At 64.6% G+C, this 19,533-nt stretch carries 12 protein-coding genes; 3 read left to right on the top strand and 9 right to left on the bottom strand.

The features are described 5' to 3' along the window. Positions 1 to 349: 349 nt before the first annotated feature. From BMX92_RS12170 to BMX92_RS12210, 9 genes are all read right to left on the bottom strand, one after another. Positions 350 to 3,535 (bottom strand): amidohydrolase family protein, encoded by a 3,186-nt coding sequence (locus tag BMX92_RS12170; protein ID WP_093016797.1) that lies wholly within the window; start codon positions 3,533 to 3,535, stop codon positions 350 to 352. An 82-nt stretch (positions 3,536 to 3,617) separates the two neighbouring features. Further along, positions 3,618 to 5,861, bottom strand: a complete 2,244-nt coding sequence (locus tag BMX92_RS12175) for a TonB-dependent receptor (protein WP_093016799.1) — start codon at positions 5,859 to 5,861, stop codon at positions 3,618 to 3,620. Positions 5,862 to 5,920: 59 nt separating this feature from the next. Next, positions 5,921 to 7,591 carry an amidohydrolase gene (locus BMX92_RS12180; protein ID WP_093016801.1) on the bottom strand — a complete coding sequence of 557 codons (1,671 nt, stop codon included), beginning with the start codon at positions 7,589 to 7,591 and terminating at the stop codon, positions 5,921 to 5,923. Next, positions 7,588 to 8,202, bottom strand: a complete 615-nt coding sequence (locus tag BMX92_RS12185; protein WP_093016803.1) for an FMN-binding negative transcriptional regulator — start codon at positions 8,200 to 8,202, stop codon at positions 7,588 to 7,590. Before BMX92_RS12185 ends, BMX92_RS12180 begins: the two co-directional genes overlap by 4 nt. 72 nt (positions 8,203 to 8,274) lie before the next feature. Beyond that, entirely contained in the window at positions 8,275 to 9,738 is a 1,464-nt protein-coding gene (locus tag BMX92_RS12190; RefSeq protein WP_093016805.1) for a MocR-like pyridoxine biosynthesis transcription factor PdxR, read from the bottom strand. A 3-nt stretch (positions 9,739 to 9,741) separates the two neighbouring features. Continuing rightward, the gene (locus tag BMX92_RS12195) at positions 9,742 to 10,608 is read right to left on the bottom strand and encodes a Rossmann-like and DUF2520 domain-containing protein (protein WP_093016807.1); all 867 of its coding nucleotides are present in this window, start codon (positions 10,606 to 10,608) and stop codon (positions 9,742 to 9,744) included. 210 nt (positions 10,609 to 10,818) lie between these two features. Then, positions 10,819 to 11,094: an HU family DNA-binding protein gene (locus tag BMX92_RS12200; protein ID WP_093016809.1), complete on the bottom strand. Its 276-nt coding sequence runs from the start codon at positions 11,092 to 11,094 to the stop codon at positions 10,819 to 10,821. Positions 11,095 to 11,209: 115 nt separating this feature from the next. Beyond that, positions 11,210 to 11,860, bottom strand: a complete 651-nt coding sequence (locus tag BMX92_RS12205) for a TetR/AcrR family transcriptional regulator (RefSeq protein ID WP_093016811.1) — start codon at positions 11,858 to 11,860, stop codon at positions 11,210 to 11,212. A 54-nt stretch (positions 11,861 to 11,914) separates the two neighbouring features. After that, on the bottom strand, positions 11,915 to 14,107 hold the full coding sequence (locus BMX92_RS12210) for a TonB-dependent receptor (RefSeq protein WP_093016813.1): 2,193 nt from the start codon (positions 14,105 to 14,107) through the stop codon (positions 11,915 to 11,917). 177 nt (positions 14,108 to 14,284) lie between these two features. Between BMX92_RS12210 and BMX92_RS12215 the strand changes: the two genes are divergently transcribed. From BMX92_RS12215 to BMX92_RS12225, 3 genes are all read left to right on the top strand, one after another. Beyond that, positions 14,285 to 17,566, top strand: coding sequence for a glycosyl hydrolase (locus tag BMX92_RS12215; RefSeq protein ID WP_256213404.1), 3,282 nt, complete (start codon positions 14,285 to 14,287; stop codon positions 17,564 to 17,566). Positions 17,567 to 17,627: 61 nt separating this feature from the next. Beyond that, complete coding sequence (locus tag BMX92_RS12220) at positions 17,628 to 18,620, top strand: sugar phosphate isomerase/epimerase family protein (protein ID WP_256213405.1); 993 nt, start codon at positions 17,628 to 17,630, stop codon at positions 18,618 to 18,620. Continuing rightward, complete coding sequence (locus BMX92_RS12225; RefSeq protein WP_256213406.1) at positions 18,617 to 19,510, top strand: alpha/beta hydrolase; 894 nt, start codon at positions 18,617 to 18,619, stop codon at positions 19,508 to 19,510. Before BMX92_RS12220 ends, BMX92_RS12225 begins: the two co-directional genes overlap by 4 nt. Positions 19,511 to 19,533: the final 23 nt, after the last annotated feature.

The raw sequence follows: 19,533 nt of genomic DNA on the forward strand, positions 1-19,533 counted from the left end.
CCTTGCTATATCCTGTTTTAACCTGATCCGTTCGGGCTGAGCCTGTCGAAGCCCCGTTCTGTTCTTAAAGAAGTAGGGTCCCCTTCGACTGCCCGCCTGCGGCAGGCGCCCAGGACAGGCTTCGACAGGCTCAGGGCGAACGGGGTTAAGTGCTTACAATATAATGTAATACCAGAATGCGATGATGCTGCCCCACAAGGCAGTTCCCCGGCGAACGCCGGGGTCCAGTTCTGAGCGCGGAACTGGGCCCCGGCCTTCGCCGGGGAGCAACTGGCTATAGGTTCCTGTCAAGGCAACTTGGTATAAGATGCACTGAAATGGCCTGTTTCGCACATTTCCAAACAGGCCCTCAGTTCGGCCGGTCCGTTCCGTCGAACCATGACGTGGGCGCCTTGCTGGCGGCGGGCCAGACTTCGTCCAGCGTGGCCGGGTCGTAGATCCGGCCATTCTTCATGACGGCGCCGATCTTCATGGCGTTGGCGATATCGGGGCGCGGGTCGGCGTCCAGGATCAGTAGGTCGGCGAACTTGCCCGGCTCCAGACTGCCGACATCGTCGCTATGGCCGATCACCTCGGCCGAACCGATGGTCGCGGCGCGCAGCACCTCCATCGGGGTTGCGCCGCCGGCCGCAAAGGCCTGCATTTCCCACTGATAGCCCAGCCCCTGCATTTCGCCATGGCTGCCGATGCCGACGAGGCCACCGGCGCGCTGGATCGCCAGCGCATCGGCGGCGATCAGTTGCCAGCTTTGCGCTTCGGGCGGCATCCAGTGGCGATTGCGCAATTTCTCGCTGACGATGCCGGACGGTACGAAATGGCGGAATTTGGGATCGTCCTGCGGCCGTTTGTTGATGATGAAATCGAACAGGGCCGGGGTCGTGCCATAAGCGACCGAGATGGTCGGCGTATAGCTGGTGCGGCTCTGCGCGAAGAGGCGAACGATGTCGTCGCGCAGGGGCGAGACGGGGATGGCATGTTCGTTGCCGGAAAAGCCGTCGATCGCGTGGGTGAGGTTCAGCACCATGTCGCTGGCGCCCTCCGTCGTGGGCATCATGCCCAGTTCCTTCGCCGCTTCGACCATATATTGCCGCTGGGCGCGGTCGCCGATCATGTAGCTTTTGATGTTCCGCGTGCGATAATGGTCGCGATAGCGGGTGAGGATATCGACCGCATCCTGCTTGCTGCGGATTTCGGCGTTCACGAAGACGCCGGGGCCGGTCGACCAGGCGCGCGGGCCCCGCATCATGCCGGCGTCGATCATGTCCTGATAGGCGAAGACATCGGTGGTGAAGGGCTGGACATCGAGCGCGGAGGTGACGCCGAAGGCCAGATTGGCGGCGAAATCCCAATGCCCCTTATCCTGAATGCCGCGCCGGATTTCGAACCAATGGGCATGGGTATCGACAAAGCCGGGGACGATATATTTGCCGCTGACGTCGCGGACGCTGGCCCCGGCGGGGACGGTAAGTGATCCGGCCGGGCCGACCGCGACGATGCGATTGTCGGTGATCAATATGTCGGCATTGGCGATAGCGTCCTGCCCGCCCGCCATCGGCATAACGGTCGCGCCGCGCAGAACGATGCTGCCTTTGGGGACATCGCGCGGCAGATCGACCGGGAGGGCGAAGCTCTGCGCGGTCGCCTCTCCATTGCCGGATAGCGCCTGCGCGGTCGGCAGGCGGCGGAAGGTCGAGCCGACCGACCAGGTGACGGTGGCGCCCTTGTCCGCCCAGTCGGTGAAGTCCGCGCCGATCCGGGTCAGCCGGTTGCGCGCGACGCTGGCGGCGTTGAGATCGATCGTCGGCGGCTCGCTGCCATTGGCGGGCGGCACGTCGATCAGGTAGATTTGCGCGAAGGATTTGACGAGCGCGTGGCGGCCATCGGGGCTGAGGCGCACTTCGTCCACAGGGGCGGGTCCGGGGAAATATTGGCCAAGACCCGGCGCCACGACGCGCAGTTCCAACTGCGGATCGCCGCCCGCCAGCGGCACCGAACTGACGCCCGCGCCACTGTAGAAGAGCAGGCGGCCATCCTGCGCGAAATGCGGCAGGCGCGCGCCGGTGGCGTGGGTGATCAGCCGGGCGGGGCCACCCTGCGCCGACAAGGCGATAATGTCGGTCGGGCGGGAGGGATCGATTTCCGATATGGTGCGCAGCCGGTCATAATGATTGGCGCGAAGGGCGACGATTCCCCTGCCGTCGGGCGTAAAGACCGGCTGGGTGTAGAAGGCCGGGAATTGCGTCAGCCTGCGCGGCTTGCCGCCGGTTGACGGGATGGTCCAGACATGGCCGCCTTCGGTTGCGGTCCAGCTGACATAGACGATAGTCTTGCCGTCGGGCGACCAGCCGGGCTGGAAGGCATCGTCGGCGACGATCTTCCGCGGCTTTGCGCCGGGGGCGAGGCTCTGGACATAGAGGCCGCCCAGGGCGGTGAAGGCGACGCTCTTTCCATCGGGCGACTGGCGCGGGGCCTGTATCACGCGGACGCGGACCGGCCCTTCTTCCTCTTTCTGGTGGACGCGGGTCAGCGGACCGAGGCCGAGTTTGACCGGCGCGGTGAAGGGAATGTCGGTGCGGGCGCCACTGGCGATGTCCAGCCGTTGCAGCTTGCCGCCGACGCTCATCAACAGCGCCTTGTCACCGGGCATGAAGCTGAAGCGGGGGAGAAGATCGGCATAATAGCCGCCATCCTGCCCGTCCCGGTCGATCGGGAAGGCGATCCATCTGTCCTCGCCCGTCTCCAGATTGCGCAGGCGCAGCCCGTCCTTCATGCCGTCGCGGCTGGCATAGACGAGCAACCTGCCATCATGCGACAGGGCCGGACGCATGGCGCCACCGGCCGACTGGATGATCACCTCTTCCTGCCCGGTCTTCAGGTCACGGCGGGCGATCGACCAGTTGGGCAGGTCATTTTCGGTCCAGGTATGGCCGCGCTTGGTGGCATAATAGAGGGTGCGACCGTCCGGCGCGGCGACCGCGCCCATGGCGTTCAGCTTCGCATCCCAATTGTCGGGAGAACCGGCTTTCGTGATCTGGATGCCGCTGCCGCCATCCTTGTCGTATAGGAAGAGTTCGAACGCCAGGATCGAATGGACTGTGCGGGACACGGTGACGAAACGGCCATCGGCCGACCATGCGGGCGAGCTGTAGATGGCGACGCTGCTGTCATGGGACAATTGTTTGAGCCCGGTGCCGTCGACATTGGCGAGCCAGAGGTTAGTGACGCCCGACCGGTCGGAGATGAAGGCGAATTGCCTGCCATCGGGCGAAAAGACCGGGTTGCGTTCAAAGGCCATGCCGGTGAGCAGCGGACGGGCGGTGCCGCCGGTCGCGTCCAGCGCATAGATATCGCCCAGAAGGTCGAACAGGATCGTCTTGCCGTCCGGCGCCATGTCCGGCTGCATCCAGGTGCCCTCCTGCGCATCATAGGCGAGCATGCGGGTCGGCTGGAGGCTGAGTGCGTCCTTCTCCTGCGCATGAGCCATGGGTGCGGCGACGAGGGCGGCGCCCAGCAGGAGGGAGGCGGCAAAACGCATGGCGGCCTTTCTGGCAGTTATGGGATGCAAAGAAAATGGGGCCGCCCTCCCCACCGGAAAGGCGGCCCGATGATGCGACCTCTTAGAGGCTCCAGTCGAAGCGCAGGCCGAGCGTGCGGGGACGGATGATCGACCCCTGCGGCAGCGGCGAGGCATCATTGGCGAAGGGCGCGTTCAGGATGCCGAACTTGTCGAAGACATTGTTGGCGAAGGCCATCAGGCGGATCTTCTCACCCACGCCGATCGAGGCGCGCAGATCGAACATGTTGAAGTCCCCGCGCCGCGACACATCGTCGAAGCTGGTCGGCGCCGACGACAGGTAACGATGCGCGATGTCGAAGGTCGGTGCGCCGGACACATCGTTGAGGGTCAGCGTCAGATTATTGGCGACCGACCATTTGGACGAACCGGGTAGCACCGTGCCCTTAGGATAACCGCCCAGCCCGGCCGCGTCGAACGGATAGGGCAGGAATTCGGTGATCTTGGCATCCTGCCAGGTCACATTGCTGGAGAAGCGGACCATCCTGTTCACATTGACCGTGCCGGAAAATTCGACGCCGTTGATGCGCGCGCCACCGGCATTGACGACATAGCTGTAGTAGGAGGGCGCCGGGCCGAACAGGCGGGCCTGGATATTGTTCCAGTAGATGCGGAAGCCGGTGAGGTCGATGGCGAAGCGGCCGTCGGGCGTCTGCGTCTTCACGCCGGCTTCGTAATTCTTGACCTTGTCGCTTTCATAGGATTCCGGAATGCTTTCCAGCAGGCCGGCATTGGGGTTGATGCCGCCGACGCGATAGCCCTGCGAATAGGTGGCATAGACCATGACGTCCTTCGACGGGCGCCAGGCGACGGTCGCCTTGGGCAGGAAGCCATCTTCCTTCTGGTTGACGCTGCCGCTGCTGTCGGTCGGCGTATAGCCGCCTTCATAGCCGCCCAGTGCGCCGGCCTGATTGAGGACGTCCGCCTTGGCCGTGGTGTTGTAATAGCGGCCGCCGACGGTGATTTCGAACTGTTCCACCGGCTTGAAGGAGAGTTCGCCGAACACGCCGAAATCCTCGTTCGTGCTCTTGGTCTGATAGCCATAGAGGCGGTCGCCCGGCGTCAGCTGCGCGCCGGAATAGCCGCCGAACAGATCGGGATGGGCGTTGATATAGGCTTCGGCGCCCGACTGGAAAATCTGGTCGTAGCTGTTCTTCTTCGCCTGCATATAGCTGACGCCGACCAGCCATTTGAACGGGCCTTCTCCGGCCGACGCCAGACGGGCTTCGACCGTCTTGATCAGCGCGTCCGCCTCGCCCAGCGAATAGGCGGCCTCGTCCCCGGTGGTGACGCCGGTCACATAGGCATAGGGATAGGAGAAGACGGTGGTGTTGGTCTTCTTCGTGATCGAGCCCAGCGCGGTGAAATTGGCGACATCGCCGATTTCCTGATCGAAGCGCAGGCTGTTCATCCAGAAGTCGGTCTTCTGGCTTTCGGCGCGGGGCACGTCGCGGATATAGGGGTTTTTGAGGTCAAGATAGGTCTGGTCGTCCAGCTTGCTGTCCTGATAGCTGGACAGATAGGTGACCTTCGTCGTTTCCCCCAGATGCGCGACGATCGAGCCGCGCAGGCCGCGCGTGCGATAATCGTTCGAGCCGTTCACGCCGATGCCCGGATTGTCGAGATAGCCCGCATCCGACCGTTGCAGGGCGACGAGGCGCACGGCCAGCTGATCTTCCACCAGCGGGATGTTGATCATCGCCTTGGCGGCGTAATTGAGTTCGCCGCTGGCATTTTTGGTCGTGCCGACGATGCCGGACGCCGCAGCATCGATCTTGCTGGCGTCGGCGACATTGGCGACATAGTTGACGAGGCCGCCGAGAGTCGAGGAGCCGAACAGCGTGCCCTGCGGACCGCGCAGCACTTCGACGCGCTGAAGGTCGAACGTGTCGACGTCCGGGATGCCGATCGGGAAGCCGGGTTCGACCACCGGCACTTCATTGAGATAATAGCCGACCGTGGTCTGGCCCTGTTCATGATAGGTGGTGGCGGCGACGCCGCGGATCACGACTTCGGAAATGCCGGGCTGATAATCGTTGAAGACGACGCCGGGCAGCCGGGTGATATAATCCGACAGGCTGTTGGCGTTCATCTTCTTGAGCTGTTCGCCAGTGACGGCGCTGATCGGCATCGCGACCTGACGAATATCCTCGTCGCGCTTGCCAGCGGTGACGATGATGGTTTCGCTTTCGTCAGCCGGGGCCTGTGCCATGGCCGGGGCGGAGAACAGGGTCGCCGCCGCCAGCGCGGCGAGACTGACCGACTTTACATGCGTAATCGTCTTCATTGGACTTCCCCTTCGAAAAGGAAGGACGCCGTTTTCGGTCGCCCTTCCGAAAATTCACCTCATGCGCTGAACCGTTCCACGCCGTTGACGATGGTCTTCAGCACCTTCGTCGCGCCGGTCTTTGCCGGGTCGATCGCGAACAGATTGGCGTCCATCACCACGAAATCGGCCAGCATCCCCGGCGCGATCCGGCCGACCCGGTCGTCCTGAAAACCGGCAAAGGCATTGGTCGCAGTATAGGCGTGCAGCGCCTGCGCCATGGTCAGCTTCTGTTCGGGCAGCCAGCCGCCCGGATTGGCGCCGTCGATCGTCTGGCGCAGCACGGCGGCGGCCACGCCGGTCAACGGATCGAGCGGGGCCACCGGCCAGTCGGACCCGAAGGCGACCTTGGCCCCGGCGTCGAGCAGCGATTTGAACGCATAGGTGCCCTTCAGCCGTTCGGCGCCCACGCGCTGGATCGCCCAGCGGCCGTCATCGATCGCATGATAGGGCTGCATCGAGGCGATGACCTGCTGTTTGGCGAAGCGCGGGATCGCGCTGGGCGCCAGATGCTGGGCATGTTCGATGCGGAAGCGGCGATCGCGCGCGCCGTTTTTCGCGGCGGCGGCAGCGAAGATATCCAGCGCTTCGTCATTCGCCTTGTCGCCGATGGCATGGATGGTGATCTGAAGGCCGGCCGCGTCGGCATCATTTGTCCATTGCTGGACGTCTGCTTGTCTGTGGATCGGCATGCCCGAATTGGCCGGCGCGTCGTCATAGGGGCGATAGAACATGGCCGTGCGCGAGCCCAGCGAGCCGTCATATTGCAGTTTCAGCCCGCCCCAGCGCACCCAGTCGTCGCCGCGTCCCTCGGCATCGACCAGCGCCTTCACCTTCGCCCAGTCTTGCAGGGGCAGGAAGGAATAGAAGCGCATGTCCGTCTCGCCCTTGGCGCGCAGGCGGCGCAACGCGGCATGAGTATTCCAGTCCAGTTCGGTGGTGTGGACCTGAGTCACGCCCTTCGACAGGCCATGGGCGATGCCCTTGCGCACCGCAGCTTCGCGATCGGCGTCGGTCAGCGGGGGGATGGCGCGCTTGACCAGATCCATCGCCGCGTCCTTCAGGATGCCGGTGGGATTGCCATCCTTGTCGCGCACGATCACGCCGCCCGGCACATCGGGGGTGTTGCGATCGATACCGGCCAGCTTGAGCGCCAGCGAGTTGAGCGCCAGCATATGGAGGTCGAGCCGCTGGACCGCGACCGGCGTGTCGGGCGTCACCGGGTCCATCCAGCTGCGATCGGGCAGTTCGCCGCCCCATAGTTCCGCGTCCCAGCTTCCGCCCTGCACCCATTGGCCGGGTTTGAGCTGGCGTGCCGCTTCGCCGACGATACGGGCGAATTCCTGCGGGCTTTTCGCTTCGCGCAGATTGGGCTGGGTCAGGAGATCGGAGCCGATCAGGAAATGGGTGTGGCAATCGATGAAGCCGGGCATGACGAAGGCGCCGCCCAGATCGACGATGCGGGTGCCCTTGACCGCGTGCGCCTTGACCGCTGCGCTGCCCAGCGCCGCGATGCGACCATTCGCGATGCCGATGGCGGAGAGAGCCGGCGCCCCCTGCCCCGTCCAGACCAGCGCATTGACATAAGCGGTGTCGAGCGCCTGCCCCTTCGCCCAGCCGCGTGTCGACAGCAGCGCCAGTGCGACGCTCCCCGCGCCCCCGGCCAGCAGATCGCGACGGCTGATGCTCATGCCTCTATCTCCTTTTCAAGGCGGTCTTCATTGTAGAGCCGCATCCAGTCGCGCAGCGGGCCATGGTCCATTCCACCGACAATCTCGTTGATGCCGGTGCGCGATTCGTCGCGGCCCAGCTTGAAGCGGCCATCGATCGCGCGGACATGCGCGCGGAAGGCGATGATGTGCGGCAGCATCTTGGGCAGCCGTTCTTCGGCATCGCTGACCTTCCACGGCGCGGCGCGGCCTGCCTCCATCCGGTCGGTCAGCCGCTCGATCGAGTCGCGCGTTTCGTCGGGCACGAAGCTGACATCGACGGGGATCGACGCCATGGCATAGTTCCAGGTCGGCACCCAGACGGGATTGCCGAGCAGTTCGGGTGAGATATAGCCCTGTGGCCCGTTGACCAGGATGAGCGCGGAGGGCTGGGCGCGGAGCAGAGCGACCTGCGGGTTGGAGAGGGCCATATGGCCGAACAGCGCGACCAGCGATCCGTCGGCATCGCATTCCGCCAGCAGCGGCAGCGGACTGGCGCCGAAGCCGGATGCGCCCGCCGACACCAGCCAGCAAAGCGGGTATTGATCGATCAGGGCGACAACATCGTCGGAGTCACGCGGCGGATATTTCATGCGTGCGACAATGAGTCGCAATGGACCCGCCGGAAACATCCAATTCCCTAAAGCGGAGGGGTCCAAGCATTTTTACTTGTCGGCGCAGCGGCGCAATGTCCGCAACACCTCCCGCGCTTCTTCTTCGGTCAGGCTGGCAAAGCCGATGCGCAGGCCGCGCTCAGCGCTGTCGTCGGCCGCATAGCTGTGCGAGGAGGCGAAGCTGAGGCCGAATTCGGGCGCGCGCGCCTCCATCCGGTCGAGCGCGGCGATGTCCCGAAAGCGCAGCCAGAAGGCGAGGCCCCCGTCGGGCAGACGATAATCGACCAGATCGGCCATTTCCTGTTCCAGCGACCGGGCGAAGGCATCCCGGCGGGCGGCGTAGATCTGCGCGGTCTTACGGACATGGCGGCGCACTTCGCCGGTCGCCAGCAATTCGGCGGCGGCATCCTCCGTCACGCTGTTGCCCATGCCGTCGATCAGCGAGATCTGATAGGCGAGCGCATCGATCACCTGTGGCGCGGCGGCGATGTAGCCGATGCGCAGCGCCGGCACGAGCAGCTTCGACATGGAGCCGGCATAGATGACCCGCGCCGGGGCATAGCTGGCCATGGGCAGCAACGGCTGTGCGCCGAAGTGGAATTCATGGTCATAATCATCCTCGATCACCGCGAAGGCGAATTGCCGTGCCAGTTCCAGCAGGCGCAGCCGCCGTTCGGGCCGCATCGACACGGTGGTCGGGAATTGATGATGCGGCGTGACGAAGATGGCGCGGACGCGGTGGCGACGACACTGGCGCTCCACATCGGCCACGTCGATGCCATCTTCGTCCAGCCCGACCGTCACGATCTTTGCCCCGCAGGCGCGGAAGGCGGCGACGGCGGGTTCATGGGTCAGCCGTTCGACCAGCACCGCGTCGCCCGGCCGGATCAGGACGCGGGCGGTCAGGAATACGCCCATCTGGCTGCCACGGGTGATGCAGATATGATCGGCCGTCACCATCAGCCCGCGTTGCCGTCGCAACATCTCGGCAATTTCCTGCCGCAACCGGGGCAGACCGCGCGGATCGCGATAGCCAAGGCCATTGTCACGGGACGCCTGCTCCACCGCCTTGCGATAGGCGCGGGCCAACGGATCGGCGGGGAAGAGGCGACCGTCGGGCACGCCTTCGTCCAGTTTGCGCCATGTCCCCGGCGCAATGGCGATCGGCCGGTCGGGAGGACCGAGGAAGGGATATTCGGTATCGCCGAACGGCGCAGCCAAGGGCGCGGGCGCGATCGATTCGGCCGAGGGGAGCGAGGTGGACACCATCGTCCCGCGCGTGCCGCCGCTGACCAGCCAACCCTGCGCTATCAGTTCCTCATAGGCGGTGACGATGGTCTTGCGATTGACGGCAAGCGCAGTCGCCAGATCGCGGCTGCTGGGCAGATATTCGCCCGGCAGCAGCCGTCCCCGCTCGATTTCATGGATCAGGCCGTGCGCGATCTGCATATAGCGCGGCAGATCGGCATCGTCGCGGAAGCTGGCGCGCAGGAGAACGGTCCAGGGCTTTGCCATGGGTCAGTCCAGCAGGTGCGCGAGTGACGGCGCAGCGGGGGGCCGGCCGGTGGACGCCAGTTGATCCAGCGTGGCGCGGGCCATGGCGCGATAGGGCGGCAGCAAGGCGGGGCTGTCGGCGGCCAGCGCCGTCAGATGATCGCGGATCGTGGCTTCGTCGCCGCGCAGCAAGGGGCCGGACAGGGCGGCAAAGCCCCGGTCGAGGCTGTTTTCCAGCGCGGCGCGGACCAGTGGCCCGATCAGCGCCTGCGGATCGGCGACGCCCGCCATCTTCAGCGCATCACATGATCCGGCGAGCAAAGTGACCAGATGATTGGCGGCGTGGCAGAGCGCCGCATGATAGAGCGGCCGCTGCGCCTCCGCCACATATTCGGGCACGCCGTGGAGCAGCGCCACCAGTTGCTCGGCCGCATGGGTCGCGGCCGGACCGTCGCCAGTGATGACGAAACGGGCGCCCGCCATGCGCGCCACTTCCCGGTCCGGATCGCCGGTGAAGGTCATGGCCGGATGGATGGCGGCGGTCAGCATGCCCCTGTCCCGGAGCGGCGCGAGGATGGCGGCGCCGCTGCGTCCGCTGACATGGCAGGCGAAAGCGGAAGAAGGGCCAGCGGCGGCGAGTGCCGCGATGACGGCCGCGAGTGCATCGTCCGACACGGCGATCAGGATCAGATCGCAGGCGGTAAACGTCGCCAGCGATTCCGCTGCCTGAACAAGCCCCATATTACCGGCGACGGTGCGGGCCTGATCGGGATCGCGTCCCCAGAGCATCAGTGGTTCGGCGCAATGCCTGTGCAGGGCCAGCGCCAGAGCGCGCGCGACGCGCCCGGTTCCGACGATTCCGATCTGGCGATAGGCAATAGTCTGCTGCATCGGCCCTGCTTAGCGACTGGTCCCGCGCGCGCAAAGCCGGTCGATCGACATGATCCGCGGTGGCTGATGGTCAGGGCGGAAGGGAAGCGCATCGCCGACAGGCAGCATGGCGATGGCAAGAGAGGCTCAAGCCTTTTCGGCGAGCGATGTCGGCCGTCAGGTGGATGCTGGCGCGCGACCGGAGTCGCCGCGCCAGCACCAAACAAGGGATCAGCCGTTCAGCTTGTCCTTGACCGCCTTGGCGGGGGTGAAGCCCAGCTTCTTCGACGCCGCGATCTGGATGGTGGCGCCGGTGGCGGGGTTGCGACCCTCGCGCGCTGCGCTTTCCTTGACCTTGAACTTGCCGAAGCCGTTCAGCGATACTTCCTCGCCCTTGGCAGCAGCGTCGGCGATCGCCGCGAACACGCCGTCGACGATCTTCTTGGCGTCGGCCTTCGAAAGGCCGCTGGCGCTGGCGACGGTGTCGGCGAGGTCAGCATTGTTCATGTGAGGGGGTCCTTTCCCTTGGTAGTTGAACTGGCGACTTAGCCATTCCATCCGGTCTGGTCCATCCGCCTTTGCACGACAAACCGCCTTTATTGGGCGGATTTGGGGGTCTGGGTCAGTCTGCGGACTGAAGGAAGGCGGCGCACATACGCCCGAGATCCTCTTTCAGTTCCCTCCAGTCGCCTTCCCACGCCGCGCCGGTGGCCGACCCGAATCCGAGATAACGGGCAATCGCAGCGTAAATGACGCGATAGGCGGACTGCACCGCCCGGTCCGGATCGGGCTGCCGAATCTCGCTACGATGGGTCAGCAACAGGCCCCGGACCCGGTCGGCAATCTGGGCGTAACTTTTCTTGCCGGCCGCCGAGACGATGGGATCGGTGGTGGCGCGCAGCATCATCGGCCGCATCAGTTCGGCATGGTTGCGCAGCGTTTCGGCGATGCTTTCCACCAGCAGCATGACGAGCTGGCGCAAGTCCTGCGCTTCCGCCTCGGCTCGCGCGATGCCGGCGAGCTGATCGGCATTGACGACATCGAGCACGCGGGCCTGAACGGCGCGGATCAGATCATCCTTGCTGTCGAACCGGCAATAGATGGAGCCGATCGACACCTTACCCCGCTTGCCGACTTCCTGAAGGGTGAAATCGTCATTGCCGCGTTCGCGCAGCAATGCCTCGGCCGCCGCGATCATCCGTTCGAACGAGGCCTGACTGCGCTGCTGGCGCGGGGCGCGGAGCGAAGCGAACAAGGGGGGCATGTCATCCATCGCATGGCTGCGGCGCGGCTGGTCCCGCCATGATCCAGCCGCACCGCACCGGCATCAGAAGTGGAAGGCCAGACGGCCGCCATAAGTGCGGGGCGCCTGGAACTGATAGGTGTTCACCCCGGCGACGAAGTTGCGCGCCGCATTGGCATAGACCGCTTCGTCGGTGAAGTTGCGCACGTATAGTTGCACTTCCAGCGGGCCATCCACCTGCGGCAGCCAGGTCAGCGAGATATTGCCCGTGGCATAATTGCCCTGCTTGGTATCCGCATCGTTGAACACGCTATAGTAGAAGGCGGAGCTATACTTTCCGTCGATGCGCGGCTTGATCGTGCCGTCGCCGATCGGGAAGACATATTCGAGGCCGCCGGTCAGCGACAGACGCGGCGCGTTGGGCAGGCGGTTGCCGCTGATGTCGCGCGGATTGCTGTTGCCATCGACGACGGTGCCGACATCATCGGCGAAATTGGCGTGAAGCCAGGTGCCGTTCAGGTCCGCGCGCAGGCCGCCCAACAGGGCGACGATCTGCGCTTCGGCGCCATAAATCTTGGCGCTGCCCACATTGAAGGTGCCGCTGCCATCGGAAATGACGGCGGTGGTCTGCGACGCCTGATAGCCCTTGTAATTCTGGTAGAAGAGCGCGGCGTTGAATTGCAGCTTGTTGTTCAGGAAGCGGTTCTTGGTGCCGAGTTCGAAGGCGTCGAGATTTTCCGGACCATAGTCGACCGACGGCGCGCTGCCGTTGGAGTTGAAGCCGCCCGACTTATAGCCCGTGTCATATTTCACATAGACCATATTCTGGCTGGTCGGGGTCCAGTCGAGACCGATATGATAGGTCGGCTTGGACTGGCGCACAGAACCATTGCCAGGCGTCGTGATCAGAATGGCCGGGGCGTGGCCACCGCTGGCGACTTCCAGATCGAGAACGGCCTGGCCCTCTCGGTCCTTCTTGTCCCAGGTATAGCGCGCGCCAGCCGACAGCTTGAACATGTCGCCAAATTTATAGGCGGCCTGGCCGAACACGGCATCCGACTGGGTCTTCACCTTATAGTCGAACTTGATCAGATAACGATTGGCGTAGGGGCCGGAGCGGACCATCAATCCGCTGTCGATGGTGTTTTCCTCATCAAAGTGGAAATAGCCCGCCTGCACGGTGAAGGGGCCGTCCTGCGGCGTGGCGATCCGCACTTCATGGTTCCAGGTTTCCGGGCTCTCGCTTTGCAGGAATTGCTGGCGGGTCGCGCCGCCCAGCGTCGAAGCGTCGGTGGCGTGCCCCCACTTCTGATTGTCGTAACCGCCAGCATAGGTCAGCGTCAGCCCCAGGGGCAGCGCGTCATAGCTGAATTCCCAGCGGATACGATCGCCATTCAGCTTCGTGAAGGTCGGCTGATAATTGGGGAAGCGCTTTTCGTCGGTGATGCTGGGTACGGTCGAAATGGCCGATTGCAGGGCCAGGTCGCCCACCGCATCAATGGCGTCATGCTGATAGCTGATCAGGCCGGTGAAGCCTTCGAACGGCTGGAAGGCAACCTGGGCGCGGCCCGACAGCGTCTTTTCATCATCGCCTTCGGCATTGATGACGGTGATGTCGCGATAACCGTCGCGCCGGCGGGAAATGCCCGAGAAGCGGAATTGCAGCTTGTCATTGACCGGCAGGTTGACGCCCGCCTCGACATTGATCGTGTCGTAATTGCCGACTTCGATCGAGCCGTAGGCGGAGCGTTCATTGGTCGGCTTCTGGGTGATGATGCTGATCAGGCCGCCGGTCGAGTTGCGGCCGAACAGGGTGCCCTGTGGCCCCTTCAACACTTCGACACGGGCCAGATCGTACATCGACGTGCCGATCGAGAAGCTGCGGTTGGTGAAGAAGCCGTCACGGGCGATCGGCACCGAGGGATCGCCGATTTCGGTCACATCGGTCGAGGCGATACCGCGCACCGCGACATAGGCGGCGCCGGTGCTGCTGGTGACGTTGACGCTGGGATCGATCGTCTGGAGCGACTGGACGCTGGCGACACCGGCGGAGGCGAGGTCGTTGCCCGAATAGACGGTGAGCGCGGTCGCGGTCTTCTGCGCGCTGCTGGCGACGCGATTGGCGGTGACGACGATTTCGCCCAGTTCATTCTGGGGCGCGGCGCTGTCGGTGCCGGCCTGCGGTGCGGTGTCAGTCTGGGCGGCGGCGCCCTGCGCGGCGCAGGCCAGCGCGGCAGCAGCCGTCGACATCAGAAAAGTGGAAAAAGCGGTGCGCATCGAATCCTCCCCATACGCTTATGTCGCCCCTGTTTCGGGGCCGATAATTGTATCCGGCCCTTGTGCAGAGGGACCGGATGCCCCTTTGCTATTGTCCATTTTGATAAAAATCAATATTCAAATTCTAGTTTCTATATTCCAAGAACCGGGCGAACCGGATTGATAAGGGGCAGGATGATGAAAAAGCGCCATTTTTTCCGATCGACCGCTGCGTCGATGTTGCTGATCAGCGCTGCCGGACAGGCGCAAACGGACCCGTTGCGCGACGGATTTCGCGATCCGCCCGCCAGCGCCCGCCCCCATGTCTGGTGGCACTGGATGAACGGCAATGTCGAATCGGAGGGGGCGAAGCGCGATCTGGAATGGATGCAGCGGATCGGCATCGGCGGCGTCCATCTGTTCGAGGCGGGCATGGATGTGCCGACGATCGTGCCGGAACGGCGCGTCTATATGAGCGAAGCCTGGCGCAAGGCGCTGAAGGACAGCGTGGCCACCGCCGCCGCGCTGAACCTGCCGCTGGGGATCGCGACATCGGGCGGCTGGAGCGCGACCGGCGGGCCGTGGGTGCGGCCGGAAGATGCGATGAAGAAGCTGGTGTGGAGCGAAACGCTGGTGGAAGGCGGGCGGCGCTTTGCGGGCGCCCTGACGATGCCACCCGCCATGGCCGGCCCCTATCAGGATGTGCCGTTGACGATGGTGCAGCCGGGCGAAGCGGACGGGCCGGCGCTCTATCGCGACGCACGGGTGATTGCGGTGCCGGCGGCGGAACGCGATGCGATCCCGGCGCAGAGGATTGCCAATAGTGGGAAGATCGATGGGCCGATGCTGGCGGACGGCCATTATGGCCCTGCCCTCACGCTATCGGCGGAACAGGGCAAGGCCTGGGTCGCCTATGCCTATGACCGGCCGCAGACGATGCGGTCGGTGACGGTGGGCCTGCCCGGCCCGCGCGGCTTCGGCACGCCTGCCCCGCCGATCGCGACGTTGGAAGCGAGCGACGACGGCGTGCACTATCGCCCGATCGCTGCGTTGCCACCATCCACATCGCCAGTGCGATCGGCGAGTTTCGCGCCTGTAACCGCGCGCTGGTTTCGCCTGCGCCTGACGCCCGATCCGAAGCCCAGCTTCATGGACAAGCTGACCTATGCGCCCGGCGCGCTGCGGCCACCCTTCCCCAGCGGCCCGGCCGTCCGCTATGCGCTATCGGAATTTGCGCTGCATGCTGAGGCGCGGGTGAGCCAGGCGGAGGAGAAGGCGGGTTTTGCGACCCTGCCCGATTATTATGCGGCGGCGACGCCGAGCACCGGAGGGATCACGCCGGACAAGGTGATCGACCTGACCGATCGGCTGCGGCCGGACGGCACGCTGGACTGGACGCCGCCGCCGGGGCGCTGGCGGGTGTTGCGCATGGGCTGGTCGCTGACCGGGCATCGCAATGCTCCGGCGCCCAAAGAGGCCACGGGGCTGGAGGTGGACAAGCTGTCCGCTTCGCGCGTCACGGCCTATATCGACCATTTTCTGGGCCTGTATCGCCAGTCGGTGGGCGACGATCTGATCGGCGCGAAGGGCATAAGGTCGATGCTGAGCGACAGCATCGAATCAGGGCCGCAAAACTGGACCGAGGATCTGCCGGCGCAGTTCGCCAGGCGGCGCGGTTATGATCCTGCGCCGTGGTTGCCGGCGCTGACCGGTATCGTGATCGGTAACGCGGCGAAGACGGATGCCTTCCTGTGGGACTGGCGCAGGACGATCGCCGATCTTTATGCTGAGGCGCATTATGGCGTGCTGGCGGAGACGGCGCATCGGGCGGGCATGACCTATTATGCCGAGGCGCTGGAGGATCATCGGCCGCAATTGGGCGATGACCTCAGCATGCGCGCGCATGCCGATGTGCCGATGGGGGCTATGTGGACGCTGGCGCCGGGCGCGGCGCCGAACCCCACCTATGTCGCCGACATAAAGGGCGCGGCCTCGGTCGCCAATCTTTATGGCAAGGCGGCGGTGGGGGCGGAGTCGCTGACCGCTTTCGGCCATCCCTGGGCCTATGCGCCGGCCGATCTCAAATCGACCGCCGATCTGGAATTTGCGCTGGGCGTCAATCGGCTGCTGATCCACACATCGGCGCATCAGCCCTTTGCGGATCGCGCGCCGGGCTTTGCGCTGGCCACCTTCCTTGGCCAATATTTCACCCGGAACGAGACATGGGCGGAGATGGCGGATGGCTGGACCGACTATCTGGCGCGCACTAGCTTCCTGCTGCAACAGGGACATCATGTCGCCGACATCGCCTATTTCTATGGCGAGGAAAGTCCGGTTACGGGTCTGTATGGCGACGCGCCGGTCAGCGATGTGCCAGCGGGGCATGACTATGATTTCGTCAATGCCGATGCGCTGGCTAACCGGCTGAGCGTAAGGGACGGGCGACTGGTGACGCCGGAGGGGCAAGCTTATCGCCTGCTCTATCTGGGCGGATCGAGCGCGAAGATGACTTTGGCGACGCTGTGCCGGATCGAGGCGCTGGCGCAGGCCGGGGCGACGATCGTGGGCCAGCGGCCGACGGGATCGCCCAGTCTGGCCGACGATCCGAAGGCGGTCGCGGCGCTGATCGACCGGTTGTGGAGCGGGCCGATCACAAGCGATCTGGGCGCGGCCTTGGCGGTTCGGCCCGACTGGACATGGACGGGTGAGGGATCGCTGGCGCTGCTGCATCGGGTGGACGGCGACAGCGACATCTATTTCGTGAGCAATCGATCGAACAAGGCGGTGGACGGGACGATCGACCTGCGGGTCAGCGGCCGGACGCCGGAATTGTGGCGCGCGGACAGCGGGCGGACGGAGACGGTCAGTTACGACATGGACGGGGATGGCACCCGCATTCCGCTCCATCTGGCCAAGGATGAGGCGCTGTTCATCGTGCTGCGCAAACCGACATCGGCAAAATCCGTGCGAATCGCACCGGTGCAGCGCCGGACGCTGGCAACACTGGGCGGCGACTGGCGGCTGAGCTTCGACGCCCGGCCCGGTGCGCCGACCGGCGAACGCACGGTGCCGCTGGGCGACTGGTCGAAGGCCAGTGATCCGCCCACCCGCTATTATTCCGGCATCGGCAGCTATAGCCGCAGCTTCACCCTGCCCAAAGGATGGACCCCCGGACAGGGCCGCCTGCTGATCGACCTGGGCAGCGTCGCCGATGTCGCGGACGTCCGCGTCAACGGACAGCGCGCGGGCGTGGCGTGGAAGGCGCCCTATCAACTGGACATCACCCCCTATGCGAAGGCGGGCAGCAATAGCCTGACCGTGCGGGTCGCAAATCTGTGGGTCAACCGGCTGATCGGCGACGCGCAGCCGGGCGCCACGCCCGTCACTCTGACCACCGGCCCGACCTATGCCGCGGATGCGCCGCTGCGCCCTTCGGGCTTGATCGGGCCGGTCAGTTTGATCGGCGTCAAAGAGGATTGACCTTCCCGATCCAGATTATATAAGAATAATAATTCTAATATTAATGGATGGAGGGGAGCCCATGTTCAAGCGCGGCGTCAGCCTGTATAGTTTTCAGGAAGAGCTTTTTCTCGGCCAGATGACGGTGGAGGACGTGGTCGCCTTCGCCGCGTCGATCGGCGCGAACGGGATCGAGATATTGCCCGAGCAGAATATGCCGGGCTTCCCGAACATCGACGATGCGACCGTGAACCAGTGGCTGGCGATGATGGATCGCCATGGCACCACGCTGACCTGCTACGACATGTTCCTGGACACCAAGCGGCGCAAGGACCGCCTGATGACCGATGACGAGCAGGTGGAATCGATCGTCCGCGACCTGAAGCTGTGCAATCGCCTCGGCATCCGGAACATGCGCGTGCTGGTGTTCGTGCGGCCCGACATATTGGAACGCTGCGTCCCCTATGCCGAGCAATATGACGTGCATATGGGGGTGGAGGTGCATGCGCCCTGGCATCTGGACCATGCCTGGATATTGCGCACGATCGAGGTGGCCGATCGGCTGGGCACCAAGCATCTCGGTATCCTGCCCGACATGGGCATTTTCATGAAACATTATCCGCCCGAATTCCGCGACCGCTTCCTGCGGCAGGGTGCTACGCCGGAAATCGCCGATTTCATCATCGACCAGCATGAACAGAAGATCATGTGCGAATATACGATCTTCGAAGTGGCGGTGAAGATGGGCGGCAACAAGGCGGATATCGCCATGGCCGAAACGCTGCGCCACGCACCCTATTCCAACCCGAAGCGCATCCGCGACTTCATCCCCTATTTCCGCCACATCCAGGCGAAATTCTATGGCATGGCGGACGACTGCACCGATCCCACCATCGCCTATGACGAGGTGATCCCGGAACTGGTGGCGGGCGGATGGGACGGCTATCTGTCGTCCGAATATGAGGGCAATCGCTGGGTGCAGGATGCCGGCCCGGTCGACAGCCGCGAGCAGGTGCGCCGCCAGCATGAGATGTTCAAGGCGCTGGCCGCCAGGGTCGCGGAACCAGTGCTGTGAGATTGCGCCTGCTGCTGACGCTGGGGGCCGCGCTGCTGCCCCTGCCCGCCATGGCGCAAGGCCCCGGCCCGAGCCGCGAGACGATCGCCACGCCGGTTCAGCCCGGCGCGATTGCCCTGCCAACCGCCACGCCCGGCCGCGACAAAGAGGTCTGGCATCTGGACAATGGCAAGGTCGCCGTGCGCAATGTCGTTCGCCCGACACTGACGCCGGTGCTCCCCGTCGGCCGACCCAATGGCATTGCGATGATCGTCGCACCGGGCGGCGGCTTTCTGGGCCTCGCGATCGAGAAGGAAGGCTGGGATGTCGCCCGCTGGCTCGCCAATCAGGGGATTACCGCCTTCGTCCTCAAATATCGGGTGATGCCGACCCCGGCGTCGCAACCGGAGTTCGCCGACAAGCTGGCGCGCGCGATCAAGGGGGAGAAGGTCGGCTTCGGTCCGCCGGAAGACACGACGCCCGAAGCGCTGGCCGATGGCATCGCCGCCGTCCGCTATGTCCGCGCCCATGCCGCCGATTATGGGTTGAACCCCAAAAGCATCGGCATGATGGGCTTTTCCGCCGGTGGTTTCCTGACGCTCAGCACCGCACTGGCGCTGCCGGATGGCGAGCGACCGGATTTCATCGCGCCCATCTATCCCAATATGGCGGCACGCCCGGTCCCGGCCGACGCCCCGCCGCTGTTCGTGGCGATCGCCAATGACGATTTCCTGCTGGCGCGCGGCGGGCTGGGCCTGATCGATAGCTGGCGACAGGCGAAGCGACCGGTGGAATTTCACCTGTTCGAAAGCGGCGACCATGGCTTTGGTCTGGGTAAGGTCGGCACGCCGACCGAGGATTGGCCCGCTCTGCTGCTGCGCTGGATCAGGCTCAACACGCCTGCGCGCTGACACCCTATTTCACGAAGGACCGT

Origin of the sequence: Sphingobium sp. YR768 (assembly GCF_900111125.1) — a bacterium.
Classification (GTDB): Bacteria; Pseudomonadota; Alphaproteobacteria; order Sphingomonadales; family Sphingomonadaceae; genus Sphingobium.

Bases quoted from the DNA above. Each gene is read 5' to 3' on its own strand.
- BMX92_RS12170 (WP_093016797.1), bottom strand. From the start codon at position 3,535: ATGCGTTTTGCCGCCTCCCTCCTGCTGGGCGCCGCCCTCGTCGCCGCA.
- BMX92_RS12175 (WP_093016799.1), bottom strand. From the start codon at position 5,861: ATGAAGACGATTACGCATGTAAAGTCGGTCAGTCTCGCCGCGCTGGCG.
- BMX92_RS12180 (WP_093016801.1), bottom strand. From the start codon at position 7,591: ATGAGCATCAGCCGTCGCGATCTGCTGGCCGGGGGCGCGGGGAGCGTC.
- BMX92_RS12185 (WP_093016803.1), bottom strand. From the start codon at position 8,202: ATGAAATATCCGCCGCGTGACTCCGACGATGTTGTCGCCCTGATCGAT.
- BMX92_RS12190 (WP_093016805.1), bottom strand. From the start codon at position 9,738: ATGGCAAAGCCCTGGACCGTTCTCCTGCGCGCCAGCTTCCGCGACGAT.
- BMX92_RS12195 (WP_093016807.1), bottom strand. From the start codon at position 10,608: ATGCAGCAGACTATTGCCTATCGCCAGATCGGAATCGTCGGAACCGGG.
- BMX92_RS12200 (WP_093016809.1), bottom strand. From the start codon at position 11,094: ATGAACAATGCTGACCTCGCCGACACCGTCGCCAGCGCCAGCGGCCTT.
- BMX92_RS12205 (WP_093016811.1), bottom strand. From the start codon at position 11,860: ATGGATGACATGCCCCCCTTGTTCGCTTCGCTCCGCGCCCCGCGCCAG.
- BMX92_RS12210 (WP_093016813.1), bottom strand. From the start codon at position 14,107: ATGCGCACCGCTTTTTCCACTTTTCTGATGTCGACGGCTGCTGCCGCG.
- BMX92_RS12215 (WP_256213404.1), top strand. From the start codon at position 14,285: ATGAAAAAGCGCCATTTTTTCCGATCGACCGCTGCGTCGATGTTGCTG.
- BMX92_RS12220 (WP_256213405.1), top strand. From the start codon at position 17,628: ATGTTCAAGCGCGGCGTCAGCCTGTATAGTTTTCAGGAAGAGCTTTTT.